This is a genomic window from Nocardiopsis dassonvillei, assembly GCF_964273065.1.
Lineage (GTDB): Bacteria > Actinomycetota > Actinomycetes > Streptosporangiales > Streptosporangiaceae > Nocardiopsis > Nocardiopsis dassonvillei_B.
In genome coordinates, this window is sequence record NZ_OZ186815.1 from 1244142 (window position 1) to 1264046 (window position 19905).

General features: G+C 73.6%; 19 protein-coding genes. 7 read left to right on the top strand and 12 right to left on the bottom strand.

The window, feature by feature from the left end:
- Positions 1–67: 67 nt before the first annotated feature.
- Complete coding sequence (locus ACSUPR_RS05660; RefSeq protein ID WP_436889879.1) at positions 68–676, bottom strand: NAD(P)-dependent oxidoreductase; 609 nt, start codon at positions 674–676, stop codon at positions 68–70.
- Between the two features lie 264 nt (positions 677–940).
- On the opposite strand from ACSUPR_RS05660, the gene ACSUPR_RS05665 reads away from it, so the two are divergent.
- Positions 941–1531, top strand: a complete 591-nt coding sequence (locus ACSUPR_RS05665; protein ID WP_436889880.1) for a TetR/AcrR family transcriptional regulator — start codon at positions 941–943, stop codon at positions 1529–1531.
- A gap of 69 nt (positions 1532–1600) precedes the next feature.
- On the opposite strand, the gene ACSUPR_RS05670 is transcribed toward ACSUPR_RS05665, so the two are convergent.
- On the bottom strand, positions 1601–2395 hold the full coding sequence (locus ACSUPR_RS05670) for an SDR family NAD(P)-dependent oxidoreductase (RefSeq protein ID WP_436889882.1): 795 nt from the start codon (positions 2393–2395) through the stop codon (positions 1601–1603).
- An 88-nt stretch (positions 2396–2483) separates the two neighbouring features.
- The gene (locus ACSUPR_RS05675; protein ID WP_436889883.1) at positions 2484–3092 is read right to left on the bottom strand and encodes a TetR/AcrR family transcriptional regulator; all 609 of its coding nucleotides are present in this window, start codon (positions 3090–3092) and stop codon (positions 2484–2486) included.
- 74 nt (positions 3093–3166) lie between these two features.
- Between ACSUPR_RS05675 and ACSUPR_RS05680 the strand changes: the two genes are divergently transcribed.
- Positions 3167–3976, top strand: a complete 810-nt coding sequence (locus tag ACSUPR_RS05680; RefSeq protein WP_436889885.1) for an SDR family NAD(P)-dependent oxidoreductase — start codon at positions 3167–3169, stop codon at positions 3974–3976.
- Between the two features lie 12 nt (positions 3977–3988).
- On the opposite strand, the gene ACSUPR_RS05685 is transcribed toward ACSUPR_RS05680, so the two are convergent.
- Together ACSUPR_RS05685 and ACSUPR_RS05690 are read right to left on the bottom strand one after the other, a co-directional pair.
- Positions 3989–4837 carry a phosphotransferase gene (locus tag ACSUPR_RS05685; RefSeq protein ID WP_436889886.1) on the bottom strand — a complete coding sequence of 283 codons (849 nt, stop codon included), beginning with the start codon at positions 4835–4837 and terminating at the stop codon, positions 3989–3991.
- 117 nt (positions 4838–4954) lie between these two features.
- Positions 4955–5425 (bottom strand): PPOX class F420-dependent oxidoreductase, encoded by a 471-nt coding sequence (locus ACSUPR_RS05690; protein WP_436889887.1) that lies wholly within the window; start codon positions 5423–5425, stop codon positions 4955–4957.
- A gap of 87 nt (positions 5426–5512) precedes the next feature.
- On the opposite strand from ACSUPR_RS05690, the gene ACSUPR_RS05695 reads away from it, so the two are divergent.
- On the top strand, positions 5513–6628 hold the full coding sequence (locus ACSUPR_RS05695) for an AAA family ATPase (protein ID WP_436889888.1): 1116 nt from the start codon (positions 5513–5515) through the stop codon (positions 6626–6628).
- Positions 6629–6781: 153 nt separating this feature from the next.
- On the opposite strand, the gene dop is transcribed toward ACSUPR_RS05695, so the two are convergent.
- The 5 genes from dop to ACSUPR_RS05720 all read right to left on the bottom strand — a co-directional run bounded on the left by dop (position 6782) and on the right by ACSUPR_RS05720 (position 13882).
- Positions 6782–8299, bottom strand: coding sequence for a depupylase/deamidase Dop (dop, locus tag ACSUPR_RS05700; RefSeq protein WP_436889889.1), 1518 nt, complete (start codon positions 8297–8299; stop codon positions 6782–6784).
- 251 nt (positions 8300–8550) lie between these two features.
- The gene (manD, locus tag ACSUPR_RS05705) at positions 8551–9762 is read right to left on the bottom strand and encodes a D-mannonate dehydratase ManD (RefSeq protein ID WP_436889890.1); all 1212 of its coding nucleotides are present in this window, start codon (positions 9760–9762) and stop codon (positions 8551–8553) included.
- Positions 9763–9869: 107 nt separating this feature from the next.
- On the bottom strand, positions 9870–10574 hold the full coding sequence (locus ACSUPR_RS05710; RefSeq protein WP_436889892.1) for a GntR family transcriptional regulator: 705 nt from the start codon (positions 10572–10574) through the stop codon (positions 9870–9872).
- Positions 10575–10700: 126 nt separating this feature from the next.
- Positions 10701–12470 (bottom strand): proteasome ATPase, encoded by a 1770-nt coding sequence (arc, locus tag ACSUPR_RS05715; protein ID WP_436889894.1) that lies wholly within the window; start codon positions 12468–12470, stop codon positions 10701–10703.
- A 407-nt stretch (positions 12471–12877) separates the two neighbouring features.
- On the bottom strand, positions 12878–13882 hold the full coding sequence (locus tag ACSUPR_RS05720) for a tRNA (adenine-N1)-methyltransferase (protein WP_436889895.1): 1005 nt from the start codon (positions 13880–13882) through the stop codon (positions 12878–12880).
- A gap of 245 nt (positions 13883–14127) precedes the next feature.
- On the opposite strand from ACSUPR_RS05720, the gene ppgK reads away from it, so the two are divergent.
- A complete protein-coding gene (gene ppgK / locus ACSUPR_RS05725; RefSeq protein ID WP_436889896.1) occupies positions 14128–14904 on the top strand; it encodes a polyphosphate--glucose phosphotransferase in 777 nt (258 codons plus the stop codon).
- A 396-nt stretch (positions 14905–15300) separates the two neighbouring features.
- On the opposite strand, the gene ACSUPR_RS05730 is transcribed toward ppgK, so the two are convergent.
- Positions 15301–15603: a hypothetical protein gene (locus ACSUPR_RS05730; RefSeq protein ID WP_436889898.1), complete on the bottom strand. Its 303-nt coding sequence runs from the start codon at positions 15601–15603 to the stop codon at positions 15301–15303.
- Positions 15604–15979: 376 nt separating this feature from the next.
- On the opposite strand from ACSUPR_RS05730, the gene ACSUPR_RS05735 reads away from it, so the two are divergent.
- Both ACSUPR_RS05735 and ACSUPR_RS05740 read left to right on the top strand, forming a co-directional pair.
- Positions 15980–17227 (top strand): helix-turn-helix domain-containing protein, encoded by a 1248-nt coding sequence (locus ACSUPR_RS05735; protein ID WP_436891879.1) that lies wholly within the window; start codon positions 15980–15982, stop codon positions 17225–17227.
- Positions 17228–17248: 21 nt separating this feature from the next.
- On the top strand, positions 17249–17722 hold the full coding sequence (locus tag ACSUPR_RS05740; protein WP_436889899.1) for a hypothetical protein: 474 nt from the start codon (positions 17249–17251) through the stop codon (positions 17720–17722).
- Positions 17723–17815: 93 nt separating this feature from the next.
- Here the strand turns inward: ACSUPR_RS05740 and ACSUPR_RS05745 are convergent, their stop codons facing one another.
- Positions 17816–18904, bottom strand: coding sequence for a site-2 protease family protein (locus tag ACSUPR_RS05745; protein ID WP_436891880.1), 1089 nt, complete (start codon positions 18902–18904; stop codon positions 17816–17818).
- A 146-nt stretch (positions 18905–19050) separates the two neighbouring features.
- On the opposite strand from ACSUPR_RS05745, the gene ACSUPR_RS05750 reads away from it, so the two are divergent.
- Positions 19051–19869: a RecB family exonuclease gene (locus ACSUPR_RS05750; protein ID WP_436889900.1), complete on the top strand. Its 819-nt coding sequence runs from the start codon at positions 19051–19053 to the stop codon at positions 19867–19869.
- Positions 19870–19905 lie beyond the last annotated feature (36 nt).

Genomic DNA, 19905 nt, shown 5'->3' on the forward strand with positions numbered 1-19905 from the left:
GGCCCGGGCCGCCGGGGCGGGTGCACCGGCGGTCCTCCCCGCCGCACGTGGGGAGGACCGCCGGCGGTCAGGCCGCGGCGACGGTGTACAGCCGCCCCGCGTGGGCGTCGGTCTCGATCTCGTCCACGAGCGCGACCGCGTAGTCGGCGTGGCTGAGCGTGCTGCGCCCGAACTCGTCGGTCAGGATGACGTCCTCGCCGACGCGGTAGCGCCCGGTCCGCTCGCCGTCGCTGACGAGCTCGACCGGCGGGGCCAGGTAGGTCCACCGCAGGTCGAGGCTGATCTTGTACAGGAAGTAGGCGCGTTCGAGGGAGCGCGCCAGGTTGCGCAGGGGCCCGCGGGCCATCCTGCTCTGCCAGTAGGTGGCGGTGCGCGAGTCGTCGGTGAACAGGTGCCCGGCGCTGCCGACCACCAGGAGCCGTACCCGGGTCCCGGTCAGCAGGGAGATCAGGTGCCGGTCGACCTCCAGGTGGTCGCGCTCGCGCCCGGGCTGCGCCTGGTGGGCGTTGACCAGTACGTCCAGGTCGTCGAGCTCGCCGTATTCGAGGTCCAGGGCGTCGCGCCGGATGACGCACACGCTGTGTCCCCGGGACTCGGCCTCGGCCGCGATGCGCGCCCCGATGCCGCCGGTCGCGCCGATGACACCGATCCGTAGGGGAGTGACGTTGTCTTGCATGGCGGGTCCTTCGGAAGCAGGTGCTCGTCCTGGTGCGGGGCCGTCGAACCGGAGGGAGGCCCCGCCGCAGGGAGGAATGAAGTGGCGGAGAGGTCTCCGCCACGTACACCGAACTTACCGGAGAGGTCTCCGCCACGCAATCGTGTGGATCTGTGACGCCGCCCTCAGGAGGCGGCGTTAACACCGTCTGAACAGGGATGACAGGAATTCGACGGATCGGCTAACCTATGGCGGAGAGATCTCCGCTAACGAAGGACCGCGACCGTGTCGACCAAGCGCGCCGAGCAGCTGCACGCCCAGGGCGTCCGCACGCGCGCCCACCTGCTGGAGACCGCCCGCGAGGCGTTCTCCACGTGCAGTGACGCCTCCCTGAACTCCATCGCCAAGAAGGCCGGTGTCGGCATCGGCACGCTGTACCGGCACTTCCCCACCCGCGAGGACCTGGTCTTCGAGCTGTACCGCGCCGAGGTGCAGCAGATGGCGCAGGCCGCCGACGAGCTGCTCGAGGAGCACCCGCCGCTGGACGCCTTCCGGCTGTGGCTCAACCGGTTCGCCCGCTACGCCATGACCAAGTCCGGGCTCATCGGGGCCCTGCAGAGCGCCACGAGCCACGGCCGGTTCGCCCAGGAGGCCCGCGGTCCGCTCACCGGGGCCCTCCGGAAGCTGCTCGACGCCAACCGCGAGGCGGGCACCCTGCGCCGGGCCGACCTGACCCCGGACGACGTCCTGCTGTCCATGGCCGGGCTGTACCAGATCGACCCCGGCGGCGACTGGGAGCCGCGGGCGCGCCGGGTCCTGGACATCGCGCTCAACGGCCTGTGCCCCTCCTCCCGGGAGGGGACGGCGTCCCGCTGACCGCCGCCGGCTCCCCCGGCGGACCGGGCGCCGGAGCCGGGGCGGGGACGGCCCCCGCGCGTCCGGCGGTCAGGGCAGGATCGAGTCCACGTAGCCGCCGTCCACCCGCAGTGCGCCGCCGGTGGTGGCCGAGGCCAGGGGCGAGGCCAGGTAGACGACCATGTTCGCGATCTCCTCCGGCTCGATCAGCCGCTGGATCAGGGACGCCGGGCGGTGCTCGCGCATGAACACCCGCTGCGCCTCGTCCCAGGGCAGGTCCCCGTCCACCAGCTCGTAGACGAAGTCCTCGACCCCTCCGGTGTGCGTGGGGCCGGCGATCACGGAGTTGACGGTGACGCCGGTCCCGGCGGCCTCCTTGGCGAAGCCCCGCGTGACCGAGAGCAGCGCCGTCTTGGTCATGCCGTAGTGGATCATCTCGGCGGGGACGACCACGGCGGAGTCGCTGGCGATGTTGAGGACGCGGCCCCAGGAGCGGCCCACCATGCCGGGCAGGTAGGCGCGGGTGGTGCGCACGGCGGTCAGCACGTTGGTCTCGAAGTAGCGGCGCCACTCCTCGTCGGTGATCTCCAGGGCGGGACGGGCCCCGAAGACGCCGAGGTTGTTGACCAGGACGTCCGCCGAGGGGACCGCGTCCAGGACGCGCCGCAGCCCGCCGTCGTCAGTGAGGTCGCCGGGGGCGGCGACCAGGTCGGCGCCGGGGTGGTCGGCGGCGATGCGCTCCAGTGCGCGGTCCACGGACTCCGGGGAGCGCCCGTTGACCGCGACCCGTGCCCCGGCGCGGGCCAGGCCGGTCGCGATCGCCGCGCCGATGCCCTGGGTGGAACCGGTGACCAGCGCCGTCTTCCCGGAGAGGTCGATGTGCATGGTGCGCCCTTCGTCGGAGGCCGGTGGTGACGAAGATAGTTGCACACGCGCCTTAATCGCAAGGACACTCAACCGGCGTGTCGTACGGTCACGCGCGGACGGCGGCGACCGCCTCGTCCCACAGGTCCTCCAGGGGGACCGCGCCGTCGACCCGGAGCCAGGTGTCCGTGGCGACGTCGAGGCAGGTGAGCGCGGTGGCGATGATCGCGGCGGCCCGGTGGTCGGCGGCCACCTCGTCCAGGCCCCGCGCCTCGCGCAGCCGCCGGGCGAGCTCGGGGACGAGGAGCCTCTGCCAGGAGAGGTGCTTCTCCAGGCTGCGGGCGCGCAGGGACGGCGCCCGGTGCATCATCCGGCCGATCCGCAGCTCGGCGCCGGGGTCGGGCGGGGACTCCTCGCGCAGTGCCAGCAGCGCGGCCCGGACCGCCTCCCAGGGCTCCTCGCCGGGGGGCCTGGCGGCCAGCGCGGCGCGGATCCGGTGCCCCCGGTCGATCATGTCGCCGAGGACCACGTCCTCCTTGGTCGCGAAGTAGCGGAAGAAGGAGCGGCGGGAGATCCCGGCGGCCTCGGCGATCTGCTCGACGGTCGTCTCCTCGAAACCCTGCTCCAGGAAGAGGGCCATCCCGGCCTCGGCGATCTCGCGGTGGACCGCGCGCCGGGTGCGCTCCCGCAGGCCGGGGGTCGGTTCTCCAGTGGTCACCCCGCCAGCATACCGGGATCGTCACACGGGAGCGAAGTTGACACCAAGTGTCAGAAGTGGCGTACAGTGTTGGCATGACGATCGACCACTCCTCCCAGACCACACTCATCACCGGGGCCGGTTCCGGCATCGGAGCGGCCCTGGCCCGCGGACTCGCCGCACGCGGTTCGGGCCTGGTGCTCGTCGCCCGCCGCACCGAACGGCTGGAGGCCCTGGCCGCCGAACTGCACGGGACCCACGGCGTCCCCGTGACCCCCCTCTCCGCCGACCTCGCACGCCCGGGGGCGGGTCGGGACCTGGCCGCGGAGGTCGACCGCCGCGGCATCCGCGTGACGAGCCTCGTCAACAACGCCGGGACCGGCGCGGACGGCGCATTCGCCGACCAGGACCCCGCCGGACTGGAGCGCCTGATCGCACTCAACGTGACCGCCCTGGTGGACGTGTCACGGGCGTTCGTCGGACGGCTGGACCCGGACGGCTACCTGGTCAACGTCGCGAGCATGGCCGCCTACCAGCCGGTCCCGGGGATGGCGGTGTACGCGGCGAGCAAGGCGTTCGTGCTGAGCTTCACCGAGGCGCTGTGGTGGGAGACGCGAGAGGGCGGGCCGCACACCCTGGCGTTCTCACCGGGGCTGACCCGCACGGAGTTCTTCGACGGGATCGGCACCGAGGGGTACGCGGGGCGGTTCCGGACACCCGACGAGGTCGCCGCGGCGCTGGTACGGGCCCTGGACCGGCCGGGACCGAGCGCGGTGTCGCGGGCGGGCGACGCCGCCGCCCCGGTGCTGGGCCGGGTGCTCGGCCGCCGGGCGACCGTGCTGGCCACGGCCCGCCTGGCCGGCTCCGCGGAGCTGGTGCGCAAGAACCGCCCGGCGCAGGTGTGAGGCCGGAAGCGGTCACGCCCGGAGGGCCGGGCCCCCTCGGCCGAGTTCCGTCCGGAGGCGGGCGAGCCACTCCGCGCCCATCCTGCGCCCGTCGGGGAACTCGTCGTCCCGGTCCCAGCGCCACGTCGCGACGACCGCCGTCACGAGGATCCGGCACACGCGCAGCAGTTCCCGGTCGACCCCCGGATAGCGGGCACCGACCTCCTCGGGTGCGTGGGCGAGGTCGAACTCGACGGGGCCGCGGCAGCACGTCTCGAAGTCGATGAACAGCGGGCCGTCCCCCGTGGCGAGGAGGTTGCCCGGGTGCGGCTCGCCGTGCAGCAGCTGCTCGGGGGCGCCGCATCCGTCCAGCGTCCGCCGCAGGCCGCGCAGCGTGTCGCCGAGCAGGGCCCGGTCGGCGTCGGCGAGCGCGGGGGTGCGGTCCCGGTCCGCCACGAGCCGCCGGGCCTGCTCGACGCGCTCCGTGAAGTGCGGCGCCGGGAGGTCGAGCCCGCGCATGCCGGCGTGCAGCCGCCGCAGCGCGTCGGCGTACCCGGCCGGCTCGACCCGCGGCGCCACGGGTTCGTAGTGGGTCCACAGCGTGACCGCGAAGCCGTCGCGCTCGTGGACGCGCGGTTCCACCCGGGGGTCGAGGGCGGCCACCGGGCTCCCGGCGGCGGCGAGCAGCCGGGCGATGTCGATCTCGAACCGCGCGACCTGCTGATCCGCCGGAGCCACGCGGGCCAGCACGTCACAGGGCAGCAGCCGCAGGGTGAGCTTGTTCGAGTCGTGGAGGACGACCGCGTCCTCGGCGGCCAGGCCGCACGACGAGGCGGCCGCCACGGCCGCGGCCGCCGCCCGCCGGGCCTCGGATGCCCGCACGCCCGCCCCTCTCCCCCACCGCCCCCACCCGGGACGCCACGCGCACCCTACCGACCGCCCACGGCGCGGGCGAGTCCTTTTCACACCCGGGGGGCGGCGGTCCGCGCGGGAGCGGGGTCAGTCCCGGGGCGCCCGGTCGGCGGGGAAGCCGCCGGTGGCGATCGGGCCCCAGCGCTCCGGGGTCACCCGGATGAGGGCCTTGCCCTGGCGGCGCATCGCCTCCCGGTACTCCTCCCAGTCCGGGTGCTCGCCCGCGATCACCCGGAAGTACTCCACCAGCGGTTCCACGGCCTCCTCGCCGCCGATGACCTCGGCCTCCCCGTCCACCTGCATCCAGGCGCCGCCGAAGTCGTCGGACAGCACCACCACGCTCACCCGCGGGTCGCGCACGGCGTTGCGGGCCTTGGCCCGCTCCGGGTAGGTGGAGACGACGATCCGCCCCAGTCCGTCCACCCCGCAGGTCACCGGGGAGGCCTGCGGACCGCCGTCGCCGCGGCGGGTGATCAGCAGCGCGTTGTGCCTGGGCCGCACGAACTCCAGCAGCCCGGCCAGGTCGACGGTGGTGTTGGTCGCGATCGAAGGACTCATGGGCCTCTCTCTCCTCGGCGGGAACCGGCCCAGCCTATCCCCGTCCGGCCGCCCCGGACTCTGCGAACCCGCGCTAGGGTCGGCTGCGTGCTTCCCGTCGTGTGGCTGCTCGGCGCCTCGGGGGTGGGCAAGTCCACCGTCGGGTACCGCATGCTGTCCGCATCGGCGGATGCGGGCGTGACGGCCGCGTTCGTGGACGCCGACCAGCTCCGTCTGGCCGACGGGGTGGCGGCCACGGAGACGGAGCTGATCGCCTCCGCCCTCCCCGCCCTGGCCCGCGGGTACCGCGCACACGGCGCACAGGTCCTGGTCGTGGCCGGCCTGGCCGAGGACCGCGGCCACCTCGCGCGGCTGCTGTCCGAGGTCCCGCGCGACGGGGTCCTGGCCGTGCACCTGGACGCGGACCCGGACACCGTCCGGGACCGGGTACGGCGCCGCGGATGGCTCGTCGGGCTCGCCGACGAAGCCGCCGCCCACGCCGCCCGGCTCGACCCGGGCATCGCCGACGTGCGCGTGGACACGACCGGCCGCTCCCCCGCCGACATCGCCGCACAGGTCACCGCCGCGACGCTCGCCCGGACGAACCGGATGCCCGCCGCCGAGAGCGCCGCGGCAGCGGCGGCGGCAGCGGCGGCAGCGGCGGCAGCGGCGGTGCCGCGACGCGCCGTCGTGGTCACCGGCCCCGGAGGGGTCGGCCTCTCCACGGCCGGGTTCGGGGCGTTCTCCCGGATCGCACGCGCCGGCGCAGCCGTGGGATACCTCGACGCCCACCAACTCGGGTTCCTCGGAACGCACACCCGCGCGGACCACCTCGCGCCCATGCGCGCGGCGAACACCCGCGCGGCCGCCGCGAACCTGGTCCGCGGCGGAGCGGAGACCGTCCTGGTCGGCTGCGACCCCGGCACGGCGCGACTCCTCCACGACCTGTCGGCACCCGGGGCCGTGACGGTGTTCTGGCTGCACGCGTCCCCCGCCGCGCTCGCCGAGCGCATCACCCGGCGCGCCCGCGGCGACGGACCCGCCATCCCGGGCGACCACCGCGTCGGACTGGACGGCCCCGCCCTGGCCGAAGCGATCGACGCCGCGATCCGGGAGAGCGAGCGGCCGGAACTCCGGCCCGCCGGCGCCCGCGTCATCGACACCGGCGGCCTGGACCCCGCGCAGGTCGCCGCCGTCATCGCCGCGGCCCTCCCCCGCCCCTGACGGTGGCGGCACACCCGCCGCGTCACGCCCCGGCCCCCCGGACCGCGGAGGGCACGGGGCGCCGTCACGGGAGCGGAGGGCGCCGCCCTCCCGCAGCGGGCACCGCGGGTCCGTCCCCGCCCGCGCGGGGCGGGGCGCCGGGCGCCCGGCGGATCAGCGGTTACCGGACAGCACCGCGACCAGGTCGGCGGCCGTCGGCGAGGCGTCCAGCAGCGCGCCCACGTGCTCCTTCGTCCCGCGGCGGGGCTCCAGGGTCGGTACCCGCTGGAGGGAGTCGTAGCCCGGCAGGTCGAATATCACCGAGTCCCACGACGCCGCCGCCACCGAGTCCGCGTACTTGGCCAGGCAGCGCCCGCGGAAGTACGCCCGGGTGTCCTCCGGCGGCTCCGTGACGGCCCGCTGCACCTCCTGCTCCTCCAGCAGCCGACTGATCCGCCCGCGCGCCGCCAGCCGGTTGTAGATCCCCTTGTCCGGACGCACGTCCGAGTACTGCAGGTCCACCAGTTGCAGGCGCGGGTGCGACCAGTCCAGCCCGTCCCTGGAGCGGTACCCCTCCAGGACCTTCAGCTTGGCCACCCAGTCCAGCTCCTCGGCCAGGTCCATCGGGTCCGAGCCCAGCCGGGCCAGCACCGACTCCCAGCGGTCCAGCACGTCCGCGGTGTCGGGGTCCACGTCCGTCCCGAAGCGGTCCTCCACGTACTTGCGCGCCTGGTCCAGGTACTCGCCCTGCAACTCCAGCGCGGTCATCCGCCGCCCGTCGCGCAGCCGCACCCGGTGCTCCAGCGTCGGGTCGTGGGACACCGCCCGCAGGTCGGCGACGGGGGTCTCCAGCGACAGGTCGACGCTGATGAACCCGTCCTCGATCATCGCCAGCACCAGCGACGTCGTCCCCAGCTTGAGGTAGGTGGAGATCTCGCTCATGTTGGCGTCGCCGATGATGACGTGCAGCCGCCGGTACTTGTCCGGATCGGCGTGGGGTTCGTCCCGCGTGTTGATGATGGGACGCTTCAGCGTGGTCTCCAGCCCCACCTCGACCTCGAAGAAGTCGGCGCGCTGGGAGAGCTGGAAGCCGGTCCCCTGCCCGTCGGAGCCGATGCCCACCTTGCCCGCGCCCACCACCACCTGGCGCGACACGAAGAACGGGATGAGGTGGCGGACGATGTCGCCGAACGGCGTCGACCGCCGCATCAGGTAGTTCTCGTGGCAGCCGTAGGAGGCGCCCTTGTTGTCCGTGTTGTTCTTGTACAGCTGGATGGGCTCGATCCCCGGCGTGGCCCCGGCCCGGGCGGCGGCGTCGGCCATGACCCGCTCGCCGGCCTTGTCCCACAGCACCGCGTCGCGCGGGTTGGTGACCTCGGGCGCCGAGTACTCGGGGTGGGCGTGGTCCACGTACAGCCGTGCCCCGTTGGTGAGGATGACGTTGGCCAGCCCCAGGTCCTCGTCGGTGAGCTGCGTGGGGTCGGCCACCTCACGCGCCAGGTCGAAGCCGCGCGCGTCGCGCAGCGGGTTCTCCTCCTCGAAGTCCCACCGGGCCCGTCGCGCCCGGGCCGCCGAGGCGGCCAGATAGGCGTTGACCACCTGGGTCGAGGTGACCATCGCGTTGGCCCCGGGGTTGCCAGGCACGGAGATCCCGTACTCGGTCTCGATACCCATAATCCGCCGCACACTCATGGTGAGAGGTTATCCACCGGGGACCGGTCTTGAACGCTTCCGCGTCGATTGTGGCCCAAGCGCCGTCTTCCCGGGAGTTCCCGACCCCCCGGCGCGCCGTTGTCATCGCAGGTGGGGCGGGCTTTCCCGGGACGGGGGAACCCCTCCCCCGTTCTCCGGAAAAAGTCCCCGGACCGCCGTCGGCCCCCTGCGCCCGCGTGTCCCGCGCGCTCCGCCCCCGGGCTCCGGCCGGGCCCGGGGGCGAAGCGGGTTCACCAGTCGTGCACCGTGCCGTCCAGGCGCCGGTTGACCGGCAGGTGGCGGGGCTCGTAGGGGTACCGGGCGGCGGCCTCCTCGTCGAACTCCACCCCCAGGCCCGGGGCGTCGCCGGGGTGCATGTACCCGTCGGAGAACGTGTAGGAGGTGCGGAAGACCTCCCCCACCGGCCCGGTGTGGCCCATGTACTCCTGGATGCCGAAGTTGGGGATGGTCAGGTCCACGTGCAGGGCGGCGGCCATGGCGACCGGCGACAGGTCCCCCGCGCCGTGGGAGCCCGAGCGCACCCCGTACAGCTCCGCCAGGGAGAACACCCGGCGCAGGTGGGTGATGCCGCCGGTGTGCGAGACCGAGGTGCGGATGTAGTCGATGAGCCGTTCGGTGATGAGCTGCTGGCAGTCCCAGATCGAGTTGAACACCTCGCCCACCGCCAGCGGCGTGGTGGTGTGCCGCCGGATCAGCCGGAACGCCGCCTGGTCCTCGGCCGGCGTCGGGTCCTCCATCCAGAAGGGGCGGTAGGGCTCCAGCGCCGCGCCCAGGCGCCCGGCCTCGCCCGGGGTGAGCCGGTGGTGCACGTCGTGCAGCACGTGGGTGCCGTAGCCGAACTCCTCGCGGACGCGGGCCAGCACCGTCGGGGCGAAGTCGAGGTAGAGCGGGGTCTCCCAGAGGTCCTCCCGGGGGCGGGGGCCGTCGGCGGGCTCGTAGACCGCGCCGCGCTCCCCCGGGATGCCGTAGGTGCCCTCCAGGCCGGGAACCGCCGCCTGGACCCGGACGGCCCGGTAGCCCAGGCCGAGGTGGCGCTGGAAGTCCTCGCACAGCTCGTCCAGGGTGCCGCCGCTGGCGTGCCCGTAGACCAGGACCCCGTCGCGGGCCGGACCGCCGAGCAGCTGGTGGACGGGCATCCCGGCGGTTCTGCCCTTGATGTCCCACAGGGCGACGTCGACGGCCGCGATGGCGGTCATCGTCACCGGTCCGCGCCGCCAGTAGGCGCCCTTGTAGAGGTAGTGCCAGGTGTCCTCGATACGGCGGGCGTCGCGGCCGAGGAGCAGGGGGCACACGTGGTCGCGCAGGTAGGACGCGACGGCGAGTTCGCGGCCGTTGAGGGTGGCGTCGCCGACGCCGATCACCCCGTCCTCCGTCTCGATGACCAGGGTGACGTAGTTGCGGCCGGGCGACGAGACGACGACGCGGGCGTCGGTGATCCTCACGGGGGGCCTTTCCGTTGCCGGGTGGACAGGCGGGACCGCGCCAGCATACTTGCATACAAGTTGTCCTGCCAGACCCCGCCCAGGCCGGGCCGAGCCGGGAGGAGCGGTCAGGCGAAGTAGCCGGGGTGGGAGGCCGCGACCCGGTCCACCGCCTCCAGGACCAGCCGCAGGTGGCCCGTCAGGACCGCGTCCCCGCCCTCGGCGTCGCCCTCCGCGACGGCCTCCACCAGGGCGCGGTGCTCCTCCAGCAGCGTGTCGAACCCGGTGGTGTCGGGCAGGGCGAGCCGCCGCACCCGGTCCATCTGGGGCCGCGCCCGGCGTGCGACACGGCCCGCACCCGGATGCCCGGCGGCGTCGAAGAACAGCTGGTGGAAGCGCTGGTCGAGGTCGAAGAACCCCTCGATGTCCCCGCGGTCGCGCGCCCGCTCCTGCGACCGCAGGTTCTCCCGCATCGCCTCCAGGTCCCGCGGCCCGGACCCGCCCACGGCTTCGCGGAAGGCGGCGCGCTCCAGCGCCTCACGGACGAACTGGGCGTCGGCCACCCCCTGCCGGTCGATGCGGGCCACGAAGGTGCCCCGCTGGGGGAAGACGTCGACGAGCCCCTCCTCGGCCAGGCGGTACAGCGCGTCGCGCACGGGCGTGCGGCTGACGCCGAGCTCGGCGGCCAGCTCGTTCTCCGACAGGCGGCGGGCGGGCTCCAGCCGAACGCTGACGATGGCCTCGTAGAGCCAGTCGTACACCTGGGCGGACAGGCCGCGGGAGTACCCGCGGAAGGCGGGGGCGGCGCCCGGAGTCGGTTTCGCGGCGGTCATGACCGGCATGCTTCCACATCCCCGGCGGGGGCGCCCGCGCACCCGCCCCCCGCCGCGTCCACCGCGCGCCCCGGGGGACGCGGCGGGGCCGGCCGGGAGTCCCGGCCGGCCCCGCCCGTGCCGTCGTTACAGGTACTGGCCGGTGTTGGCCACCGTGTCGATGCTCCGCCCGGAGTCCGCGCCCTTCTTGCCCGTGACGAGGGTCCGGATGTAGACGATGCGCTCGCCCTTCTTGCCGGAGATCCGCGCCCAGTCGTCGGGGTTGGTGGTGTTGGGCAGGTCCTCGTTCTCGCTGAACTCGTCGACGCACGCCTGGAGCAGGTGCGAGACCCGGATCCCCTTGGAGTCGTGGTCGATGAAGTCCTTGATGGCCATCTTCTTGGCCCTCGAGACGATGTTCTCGATCATGGCGCCGGAGTTGAAGTCCTTGAAGTACAGGACCTCCTTGTCACCGTTGGCGTAGGTGACCTCCAGGAACCGGTTCTCCTCGCCCTCGGTGTACATCCGCTCCACGACCGTCTGGATCATGGCGTCCACCGTGGCCTTGGCCGAGCCGCCGTGCTCGGCGACGTCCTCCTCGTGCAGCGGGAGGTCCTCGGTGATGTACTTGGCGAAGATGTCCCGGGCCGCCTCGGCGTCGGGCCGCTCGATCTTGATCTTGACGTCCAGCCGGCCGGGCCGCAGGATCGCCGGGTCGATCATGTCCTCGCGGTTGGAGGCGCCGATGACGATGACGTTCTCCAGGCCCTCGACACCGTCGATCTCGCTGAGCAGCTGCGGCACGATCGTGTTCTCCACGTCGGAGGACACCCCCGAGCCGCGGGTGCGGAAGATCGAGTCCATCTCGTCGAAGAACACGATGACCGGGGTGCCCTCGGAGGCTTTCTCCCGGGCCCGCTGGAAGACCAGGCGGATGTGCCGCTCGGTCTCACCGACGTACTTGTTGAGCAGCTCCGGGCCCTTGATGTTGAGGAAGAAGCTCTTGCCGACGTCGCGGCCGGTGCGCTCGGCGACCTGTTTGGCCAGCGAGTTGGCGACCGCCTTGGCGATGAGCGTCTTGCCGCAGCCGGGCGGGCCGTACAGCAGCACGCCCTTGGGCGCGCGCAGCCTGTGCTCCCGGAACAGGTCCTTGTGCAGGTAGGGCAGCTCGACCGCGTCGCGGATGAGCTCGATCTGGCCGGACAGGCCGCCGATGTCGGTGTAGGCGATGTCGGGGACCTCCTCGAGGATGAGCTCCTCGACCTCCGACTTGGGAATGCGCTCGTACACGTACCCCGAGCGCGGCTCCAGCAGCAGGGAGTCGCCGGGGCGGACGGGCTCGTCGCGCAGCGGGTCCGCCAGGCGGACGATGCGCTCCTCGTCGTGGTGGGAGATCACGAGGGCGCGTTCGCCGTCCTCGAGGATCTCCTTGAGCATGACGACCTCGCCGACCGTCTCGAAGGACTCCACCTCGACGACGTTGAAGGCCTCGTTGAGCATGACCTCCTGGCCGGGGCGCAGGGAGTCCAGGTCCACCGAGGGGCTCACGTTGACCCGCATCTTGCGGCCGTTGGTGAAGATCTCGACGGTCTCGTCGTCGCGCCCGCCCAGGAAGACCCCGAAGCCGGACGGCGGCTGGGCCAGCCGGTCGACCTCCTCCTTGAGCGCCACGATCTGCTCGCGGGCCTCCTTGAGTGTGGAGACCAGCCGCTCGTTCTGGCCGTTGGCCGCCGCGAGGTTGGCCTGGGCCTCCCTGAGCCGCTCCTCCAGAAGACGTACATGTCGGGGCGAATCGGCGAGCTTGCGCCGAACCACGCTGAGTTCCTTTTCCATGTAGGAGACCTGGGCCGTGAGTTCAGCGACTTCACGGTCCCGGTCGCTCTGACGCTCGTCGTCGCGCTCGGCCACGTCCGCCACCTCCCTTTGAGAAGGACGACTACTCGGGAGCGTACCTACCCCTGCCCTATTCCTAACCTCCCAGCCTCGACGAGTGTCGTAGGCCTCATTTGAGGACCTTGCGTCATCGCAGGTCACAGTGCTACAGCATGACCCGGCGTAATGAGAAAGTAACCTCCGGGGCGAGGCGGGGTCACGCTTGGGCCCCTTGACGGCGCGTCGGCGACGTGCACGTCACAGGGGATGAAACGGACATGTTTACGCTACTCGAAGAGCGGGGAGCGTGTCTGCCCCGATCCGGGGACCCCCGAACGCGGCAGCCCGCCCGGACACGGGTTCCGGACGGGCTGCTCATCGTTTTCGGTCGTGCTCCCCGCCGGGGGCGGCGGGGAGCCCCGTGGCCGGTGCGGGCCACGGGTCCGGGCGGGTCACTCCGCGGCGGTCTCCGGCGCGCTGGTCTCCGGCGCGGCGGTCTCCGCCTCCTCCCGCACCGGGGCCTCCACGGCCGCCCCGGGGGCGGCCTCCGCGGTCGGGCGGGCCGGGGCGGCGGCGCCCGCGGCGACGCGGGAGGCCTCGTAGTCCTGGCCGTAGGCGCCCTTGGCCGGACGACGGCGGCGCTCGGGCGCCTCCACCCCGTCGGCCAGGCGGCGGGCCACCACCAGGAACCCGGTGTGCCCGATCATCCGGTGGTCGGGGCGCACCGCCAGGCCCTCCACGTGCCAGGTCCGCAGCATGGTCTCCCACGAGCGCGGCTCGTAGAACCGCTCGTCCTCGCGCAGCTCCTCCACCACCCGGGACAGCTGGGTGGTGGTGGCGACGTAGCAGCACAGCAGGCCGCCGGGGATGAGCGCCCCGGCGACGGCGTCCAGGCACTCCCAGGGGGCCAGCATGTCCAGGAACACCCGGTCCACGTCGGTCTCGTCGAGCTCCTCGACCAGGTCGCCGACGGTCAGCTTCCAGGCGGGGTGCGGGCCTCCGTAGAACCGCTCGACGTTCTTGCGGGCGATCTCGGCGAAGTCGGCGCGGCGCTCGTAGGAGTGCACCATGCCCTTCTCCCCCACCGCGCGCAGCAGCCAGCTGGACATGGCGCCGGACCCGGCGCCGGCCTCCACGACCCGGGCGCCGGGGAAGATGTCGGCCTCCACCAGCACCTGGGCGGCGTCCTTGGGGTAGACGATGGTCGCCCCGCGCTTCATGGACAGGGTGTAGTCGATGAGCAGGGGGCGCAGCGCCACATAGGCGGTACCGGTGTTGGAGCGCACGACACTGCCCTCGGGCCGGCCGATGAGGTCGGAGTGCTCGACCTTGCCCTTGTGGGAGTGGAAGGTGCCCCCCTCGTGGAGGGTGATCGTGTGCATGCGCCCCTTGGGGTCGGTCAACTGCACGGTGTCACCGTCGGTGAAGGGTCCGCGGCGGCCATGAATACCGGTCAACGTCGCTCTCGTCTTCCAAGGTTCGGTTCGGTCGGGGCGATCGTCCAGCGTATCGGTCCGGCGGCACCACCCGTGCACGCACGCGCCGCGGCCGCGGGCCGTCCGCCGGGGGCCGCGGGAGGGCGGCGGAGGGGCGGACACACTCCCCGGCATCCCGGCCGGGCGTGCGAAGCCGCGCCGGGACGGGCAGTATCAGCCCTGCGGGCCGATCACCCGCCGAACCACGCACACGGAGACGAGGACCCATGTCACAGCCGACCACCGGCCTGGGGATCGACATCGGCGGCAGCGGCATCAAGGGGGCACCGGTCGACCTGACCACCGGGGAGTTCCTCAAGGACCGCCTGAAGATCCTCACACCCCACCACGCGGGGCCCGAGGAGGTCGCCGAGATCGTCGGCGAGATCGCCGGGCACTTCCCCGAGGCGGCCGACCTGCCCCTGGGCATCACCTTCCCGGGCGTGGTGCAGAACGGGGTGGTGCGCACCGCCGCCAACCTGGACAAGAGCTGGATCGGCACGGACGCGCGGGCGCTGTTCGCCCGGGTCACCGGGCGGCCGGTGCGGCTGCTCAACGACGCCGACGCCGCGGCCGTGGCCGAGGCCCGCTACGGGGCCGCCGAGGGGGTCTCGGGCGTGGTGCTGATGACCACCCTGGGCACCGGGATCGGCACGGCGCTGGTGGTGGACGGGAACCTCGTGCCCAACACCGAGTTCGGCCACCTGGAGATCGACGGCCACGACGCCGAGACCAGGGCGTCCTCGGGCGCCAAGGAGCGCGAGGGCCTGTCGTACCACGAGTGGGCCCACAAGCGCCTGCAGCGGTACTACCGGGTGGTGGAGGACCTGCTGTGGCCGGACCTGATCGTGGTGGGGGGCGGGGTGAGCCGCAAGTCGGAGAAGTTCCTGCCGCTGCTGGACATCCGCACCCCGATCGTCCCGGCCGAGCTGCGCAACACGGCGGGCATCGTGGGCGCGGCGCTGGCGGCGTACGGGCCGGGCGCGGCGATGCCGGGCGCCTGACGCCCGGGGCCGCAGGGACCGCGGGCGACGGAGGCGCGCCCCGGCCGCAAGAGGGAAGGGGCCGGGACGCGCCCCGTCGACGCCGCCCGGGGGCGCGGGGCGGGACCGGCGCGGCACGGGGGACCGTGCCGGCGGTCGCCGCGCCCCGACCGCGGGGGAGGTGCGGCCGGAGCACGGACCGGAGGCGGCCCGGCCACGGAGGGAGTGCGGTCGGGACGTTTCCGGTTCCCGCCGGACCGGGCCCGAGGAGAGGGCCGGTGGCGGGACGGTCGGGCGGACGGGGCCGGAGGCCCCGTACAGAGGGAGTCTGGGTCTCGGGGATGCCCGTACCCCGTCCGCCCCGGGGCGCGGGCCGGGCCCGTGCCCCGTCAGAAGCGCGGTGGGGGCCGCGCGGCCTCAGGTGCGCTCCAGGGCTCCCAGGATGCGCCGGACGGCCTCGGAGGTCCGGGTGGCCGGGGAGAGCGGCACGCCCGCCAGCGGCCGGGGTTCGCCCGGCCACCGCATCCACCACCACAGGTCTCCCCGGTGCGGCCGGAGCAGCGCGTGCTGCGCTCCGGCGTGCACGATCCCGTGCACCCCGTCCTCGCGGGCCTCCACCCCGTGCGAGCGGAGCTCCGCGGCCAACCCGCTCAGCACGAGGTCGACTCGGCCCGGACGGCGCATGTCCGGATCACCCGCCGGTGGGGTATCGACGGTCACTCAGGCCTCCCAGTGGTCTCCAACGACGTTCCTCACTCTGCCGCACCGCCGGGACCGCGGAAGCACGCCTATGCGGATCACGCATGAGCTGTTATGCGCGCCCTTTCGCGGGCAATGGGCCCACCCCGAAAAAACACCACCGACCACAATGAAAGCTAACAGAAAGGGCTTATCGCCCTTATCTCGACATCCCTCCCCACAAGGTGTTCAACCTTCACCTAACCCGCTTCGAACGGCCTTGTGAGAAGCCACGAAAAACCGCGAACCCGGGCTTTCCCCGGCACTGTCGTGGCCGACAAGGCCACCGACCGCATCGCGAATCCCTAATCTGAACACCATGTCCCAACTTCCACCGGACCTGTGGTCCCGGCCGCGCATCGCGACCGCTCTGGCCACCTGCGACATGGCGACCGTCATCGAGGGGGTGCGCACCGCCCGCGGCTGGTCCCAGGGCGACCTGGCACGCGCCGTCGCCTACTCGCAGAGCTGGGTCTCCCGGGTCGTCAACGGCCAGCAGTCGCTCACCGTCACCCAGGTGCACGACCTCGCCCGCCGGCTGGACATCCCGCTGCACCTGCTGCGCTTCGACGGCACCCTGCCGCCCGACGCCGACGAGGTCCCGGCGGCGCCCGCCCCGGAGCCGGCCCGCACCGCCCCGGCCGGCACCCCCGACGCCCCGACCGGGGCCGGCCACCTCACCGTCGACGAGACGACCGCGCCCGCCCTGCGCTCCATCACCGGCGGCCAGCGCCGGATGGACTCCACCTCGCCCGCCCGCGACCTGCTGCCCAGCGCCGTGGCCCACGTGCACCTGGCCGAGCGGATGCTCCTCAAGGCGCGCGGCACCGCCCACCACTCCGCCGTCAGCGCCGCCGCCAGCGAGGCCTCCGGCTTCGCCGCCTGGCTGCACGCCGACCAGGGCGACATGGGGTCGGCCCGCATGCACTACCGCACCGCCGTCATCCGCGCCCGCCAGGCCGGGATGCGCCTGCTCGACGTGTACATGCTCGGCTCCCTGGCGGCCTTCGAGATCGACACCGCCGAGGACCCCGAACTCGGCCTGGGCCTGGTCCAGGAGGCCGAGCACGTCCTGGGCCCCTCCGCCCACCCCACCGCCCGCGCCTGGCTGGCCTGCGTGGGGGCGCTGGCCCACGCCGGGATCGGCGACCGCTCCGCGGCCGCCCACGCCATCGGCCGCGCCGAGAAGGAGATCTCCCGCTCGGGCAACACCAACCCGCCCTGGCCCTGGGTGTTCGCCTTCGACCAGGCCAAGATCGCCGGGTACCGGGCACTGGTGGGAGTGCGCCTGCGCCACCCGCACGACGCCCGCAGCGCCTTCGCCGAGGCCTCCGGACCGCACGGCCGGGGCGCCAAGCAGTCCGCCGTCCTCAAGGTCGAACTGGCCGCGGCGCACGCCGAGGCGGGCGACGTCGACGAGGCCTTCCGGTTGGCCGTGGAGGCCCTGGAGACCGGGACCCGGTTCGGGTCGGCCCGGGTCGTGGACCGCGTCCGCTCCTTCAGACGCCGCTACAGAGGCCCCGAGGCGGCATGTGTCCGAGAGCTCGACGACCGCCTCGCCTCCCTCGTGAGCGTCCTCCCCGTGTCTGGGTACAAAGGCGGCTAAACGAACAGCGGGGAGGATGACGTGATCCACATCGGCATCACCGGCCATCGCAACCTGACCCCCGATGTGGGCCGCGCCGTCACCGGTCTCATCGAAGCCCACCTGGAACCCCACGGCTGCGACATGGTGGGCCTCTCCTGCCTGGCGGACGGGGCCGACGCCCTGTTCGCCGCGGCGGTCGTCGACGCCGGAGCCCCGCTGGAGGTGGTGGTCCCCGCCCGGGACTACCGCGACGGGCTCCCCGCCGACCACCACCCGCTCTACGACCGCCTGCTCTCCCAGGCCGTCCTCGTCCACGAGTTACCGCACGTGGAGTCCACCCCCCGGGCCCACCTGGAGGCCGGCCGCCTCCTGGTCGACCGCTGCGACCAGCTCGTCGCCGTGTGGGACGGCGAGCCCGCCCGCGGCCCCGGCGGGACCGCCGACATCGTCGCCTACGCCCGCTCCCTGCACCGGCCCGTGTCCGTCCTGTGGCCGGAGGGCGCCCGCAGATGACCGCCCCGGGGAGGGCGCCGCGGGGCGAGGGCCCCGGGTGGCGGACAGGCCCCGGACAAGGAAACCGGAAAACCGAAAGCACGCGGCCGGGCGCTACTCCCCGCCCGACATCGCCGCGTTGACGTCGGCGGCGCGCAGCACCCCGTGCACCGCGCCGTCGGCGTCCACCACCAGGTACTCCGGCAGCGGGTGCGAGGTCAGGCGCCGGAGCATCTCCTCGCCCTCCAGGTCCAGCGGCACCAACGAGTGCGGGGTCAGCGCCCGCGCCACCTCCGTCACCGGCACCCACGCCCGGCGCCCCGGCACCACCTCGGCGGCCATTCCGGGGTGCACCACCGCCGTCGGCGTGCCGTCCGAGTCCGTCACCACCACCGCCGTCGCCCCGATCACCTCCGCCCGCCGCTCGGCCTCGGCCAGCGGCGTGTCCGCCGGAACCGCCACCGCCGCCTGCGCCAGGTCCCGGACCCGCAGCCCCGGCACCCGCGAACGCACCCGGGCCGCCCGCAGGGAGTCCGTGGCGCCCATCCACATGAACCCGCCCAGCACCAGCCCCCACACGGTGCCCCACGGGTTCAGGGCGCCGTTCAGCCAGCCCAGCAGCAGGGGCAACGCCACCACCGCCAGCGCCAGCACCCGGCCGCCCCAGGCCGCCGCCACACTGCCCGCGAGCGGCCGCCCGGTCAGCTTCCACACCGCCGCCCGCACCAGCCGCCCGCCGTCCAGCGGCAGACCCGGCAGCAGGTTGAACACGCCCACCAGCAGGTTGGCCACCCACAGCTGGAACAGCAGCTCGCCCACCACCGTGTACGGGTCCGCCAGCAGGAAGAGCCCGAACGCGCCCGCCGCGATCAGCAGGGAGAACAGCGGGCCCACGAAAGCGATCCAGAACTCCCGCCCCGGCGTCGGGGCCTCCTCCTCGATCTCGGAGACCCCGCCCAGCACGTACAGCACGATCCGGCGCACCGGCAGCCCGTACCGGCGCGCCACCACCGAATGCGCCAGCTCGTGCACCAGCACCGACGCGTACAGCAGCAGGGCGAACACGAACGCCATCGCGTACGACAGCACCGGCCACAGCGCCAGCCGGTCCTGCACGATCCCGCCGTACACCAGGGTGATCAGTACCGCCACCACCCACCATGACGCGGTGACGTACACGGGGACCCCGAAGGGTCGACCCAGGAGGAGGCCGCTGGAGCGGTCGCGGGGCGCGGGGCGGTCGTTGCCGGTGGTCACGCCCCCAGGTTAAGGGGCGGCGCCGCATCCGGCCCCCAGGGGTCCCCGGGCACGGGTGTCGCCTGTCACGGCCTTCTCATAGGCTCGGAGGTATGACCACCGCGCTCCTTCCGTCCGCCCTCTCGCCCTCGCGGGCCGCCGACTTCCTCCAGTGCCCGCTGCTCTTCCGGTTCCGCACCATCGACCGGCTCCCGGAGGCCCCGAGCGCGGCGGCCCTGCGCGGCACCCTGGTCCACGCCTGCCTGGAACGCCTCTACGAACTGCCCGCCGAGACCCGCACCCCCCGCACCGCGGTCGCCCTCGTCGACCCCCAGTGGGCCCGGCTGCGGGACAGGCGCCCCGAGGTCGAGGAGCTGTTCGCCGACGACGCCGCCCGCGACGCCTGGCTGGAGTCGGCCCGCGACCTGGTGCGCCGCTACTTCGACCTGGAGAACCCCACCGCCCTGGAACCGCGCGAGCGCGAGATGCGCATCGAGGTGGAGCTGCCCACCGGGCTGCGGCTGCGCGGCTACGTCGACCGGCTCGACGTCGCCCCCGACGGGCGCATCCGCGTCGTCGACTACAAGACCGGAAAGTCCCCCTCCCCCCGCTTCGAGGACAAGGCCCGGTTCCAGATCTTCTTCTACGCGGTGATGATCTGGCGCGACCTGGGCGTGGTCCCCACCCGGCTGCAACTGGTCTACCTCGGCGGGGACGGCGCCGTCCGCTGGTACGACCCCACCGAGGACGAACTGCGCGCCGCCGAGGCGGAGATCGCCGACATCTGGGCCCGCATCGAGGCCGCCGGCCGCGCCGGGGTCTGGGAGCCCCGCAAGAGCAGGCTGTGCGACTGGTGCGAGCACCAGGCGGTCTGCCCGGCCTTCGGCGGCACCCCGCCGCCGCTGCCCACCGCCCTCCCTCCCGGCGCCTGACCCCGGGCTCCGCCCCGCGGACGCCCGCCGATGCGG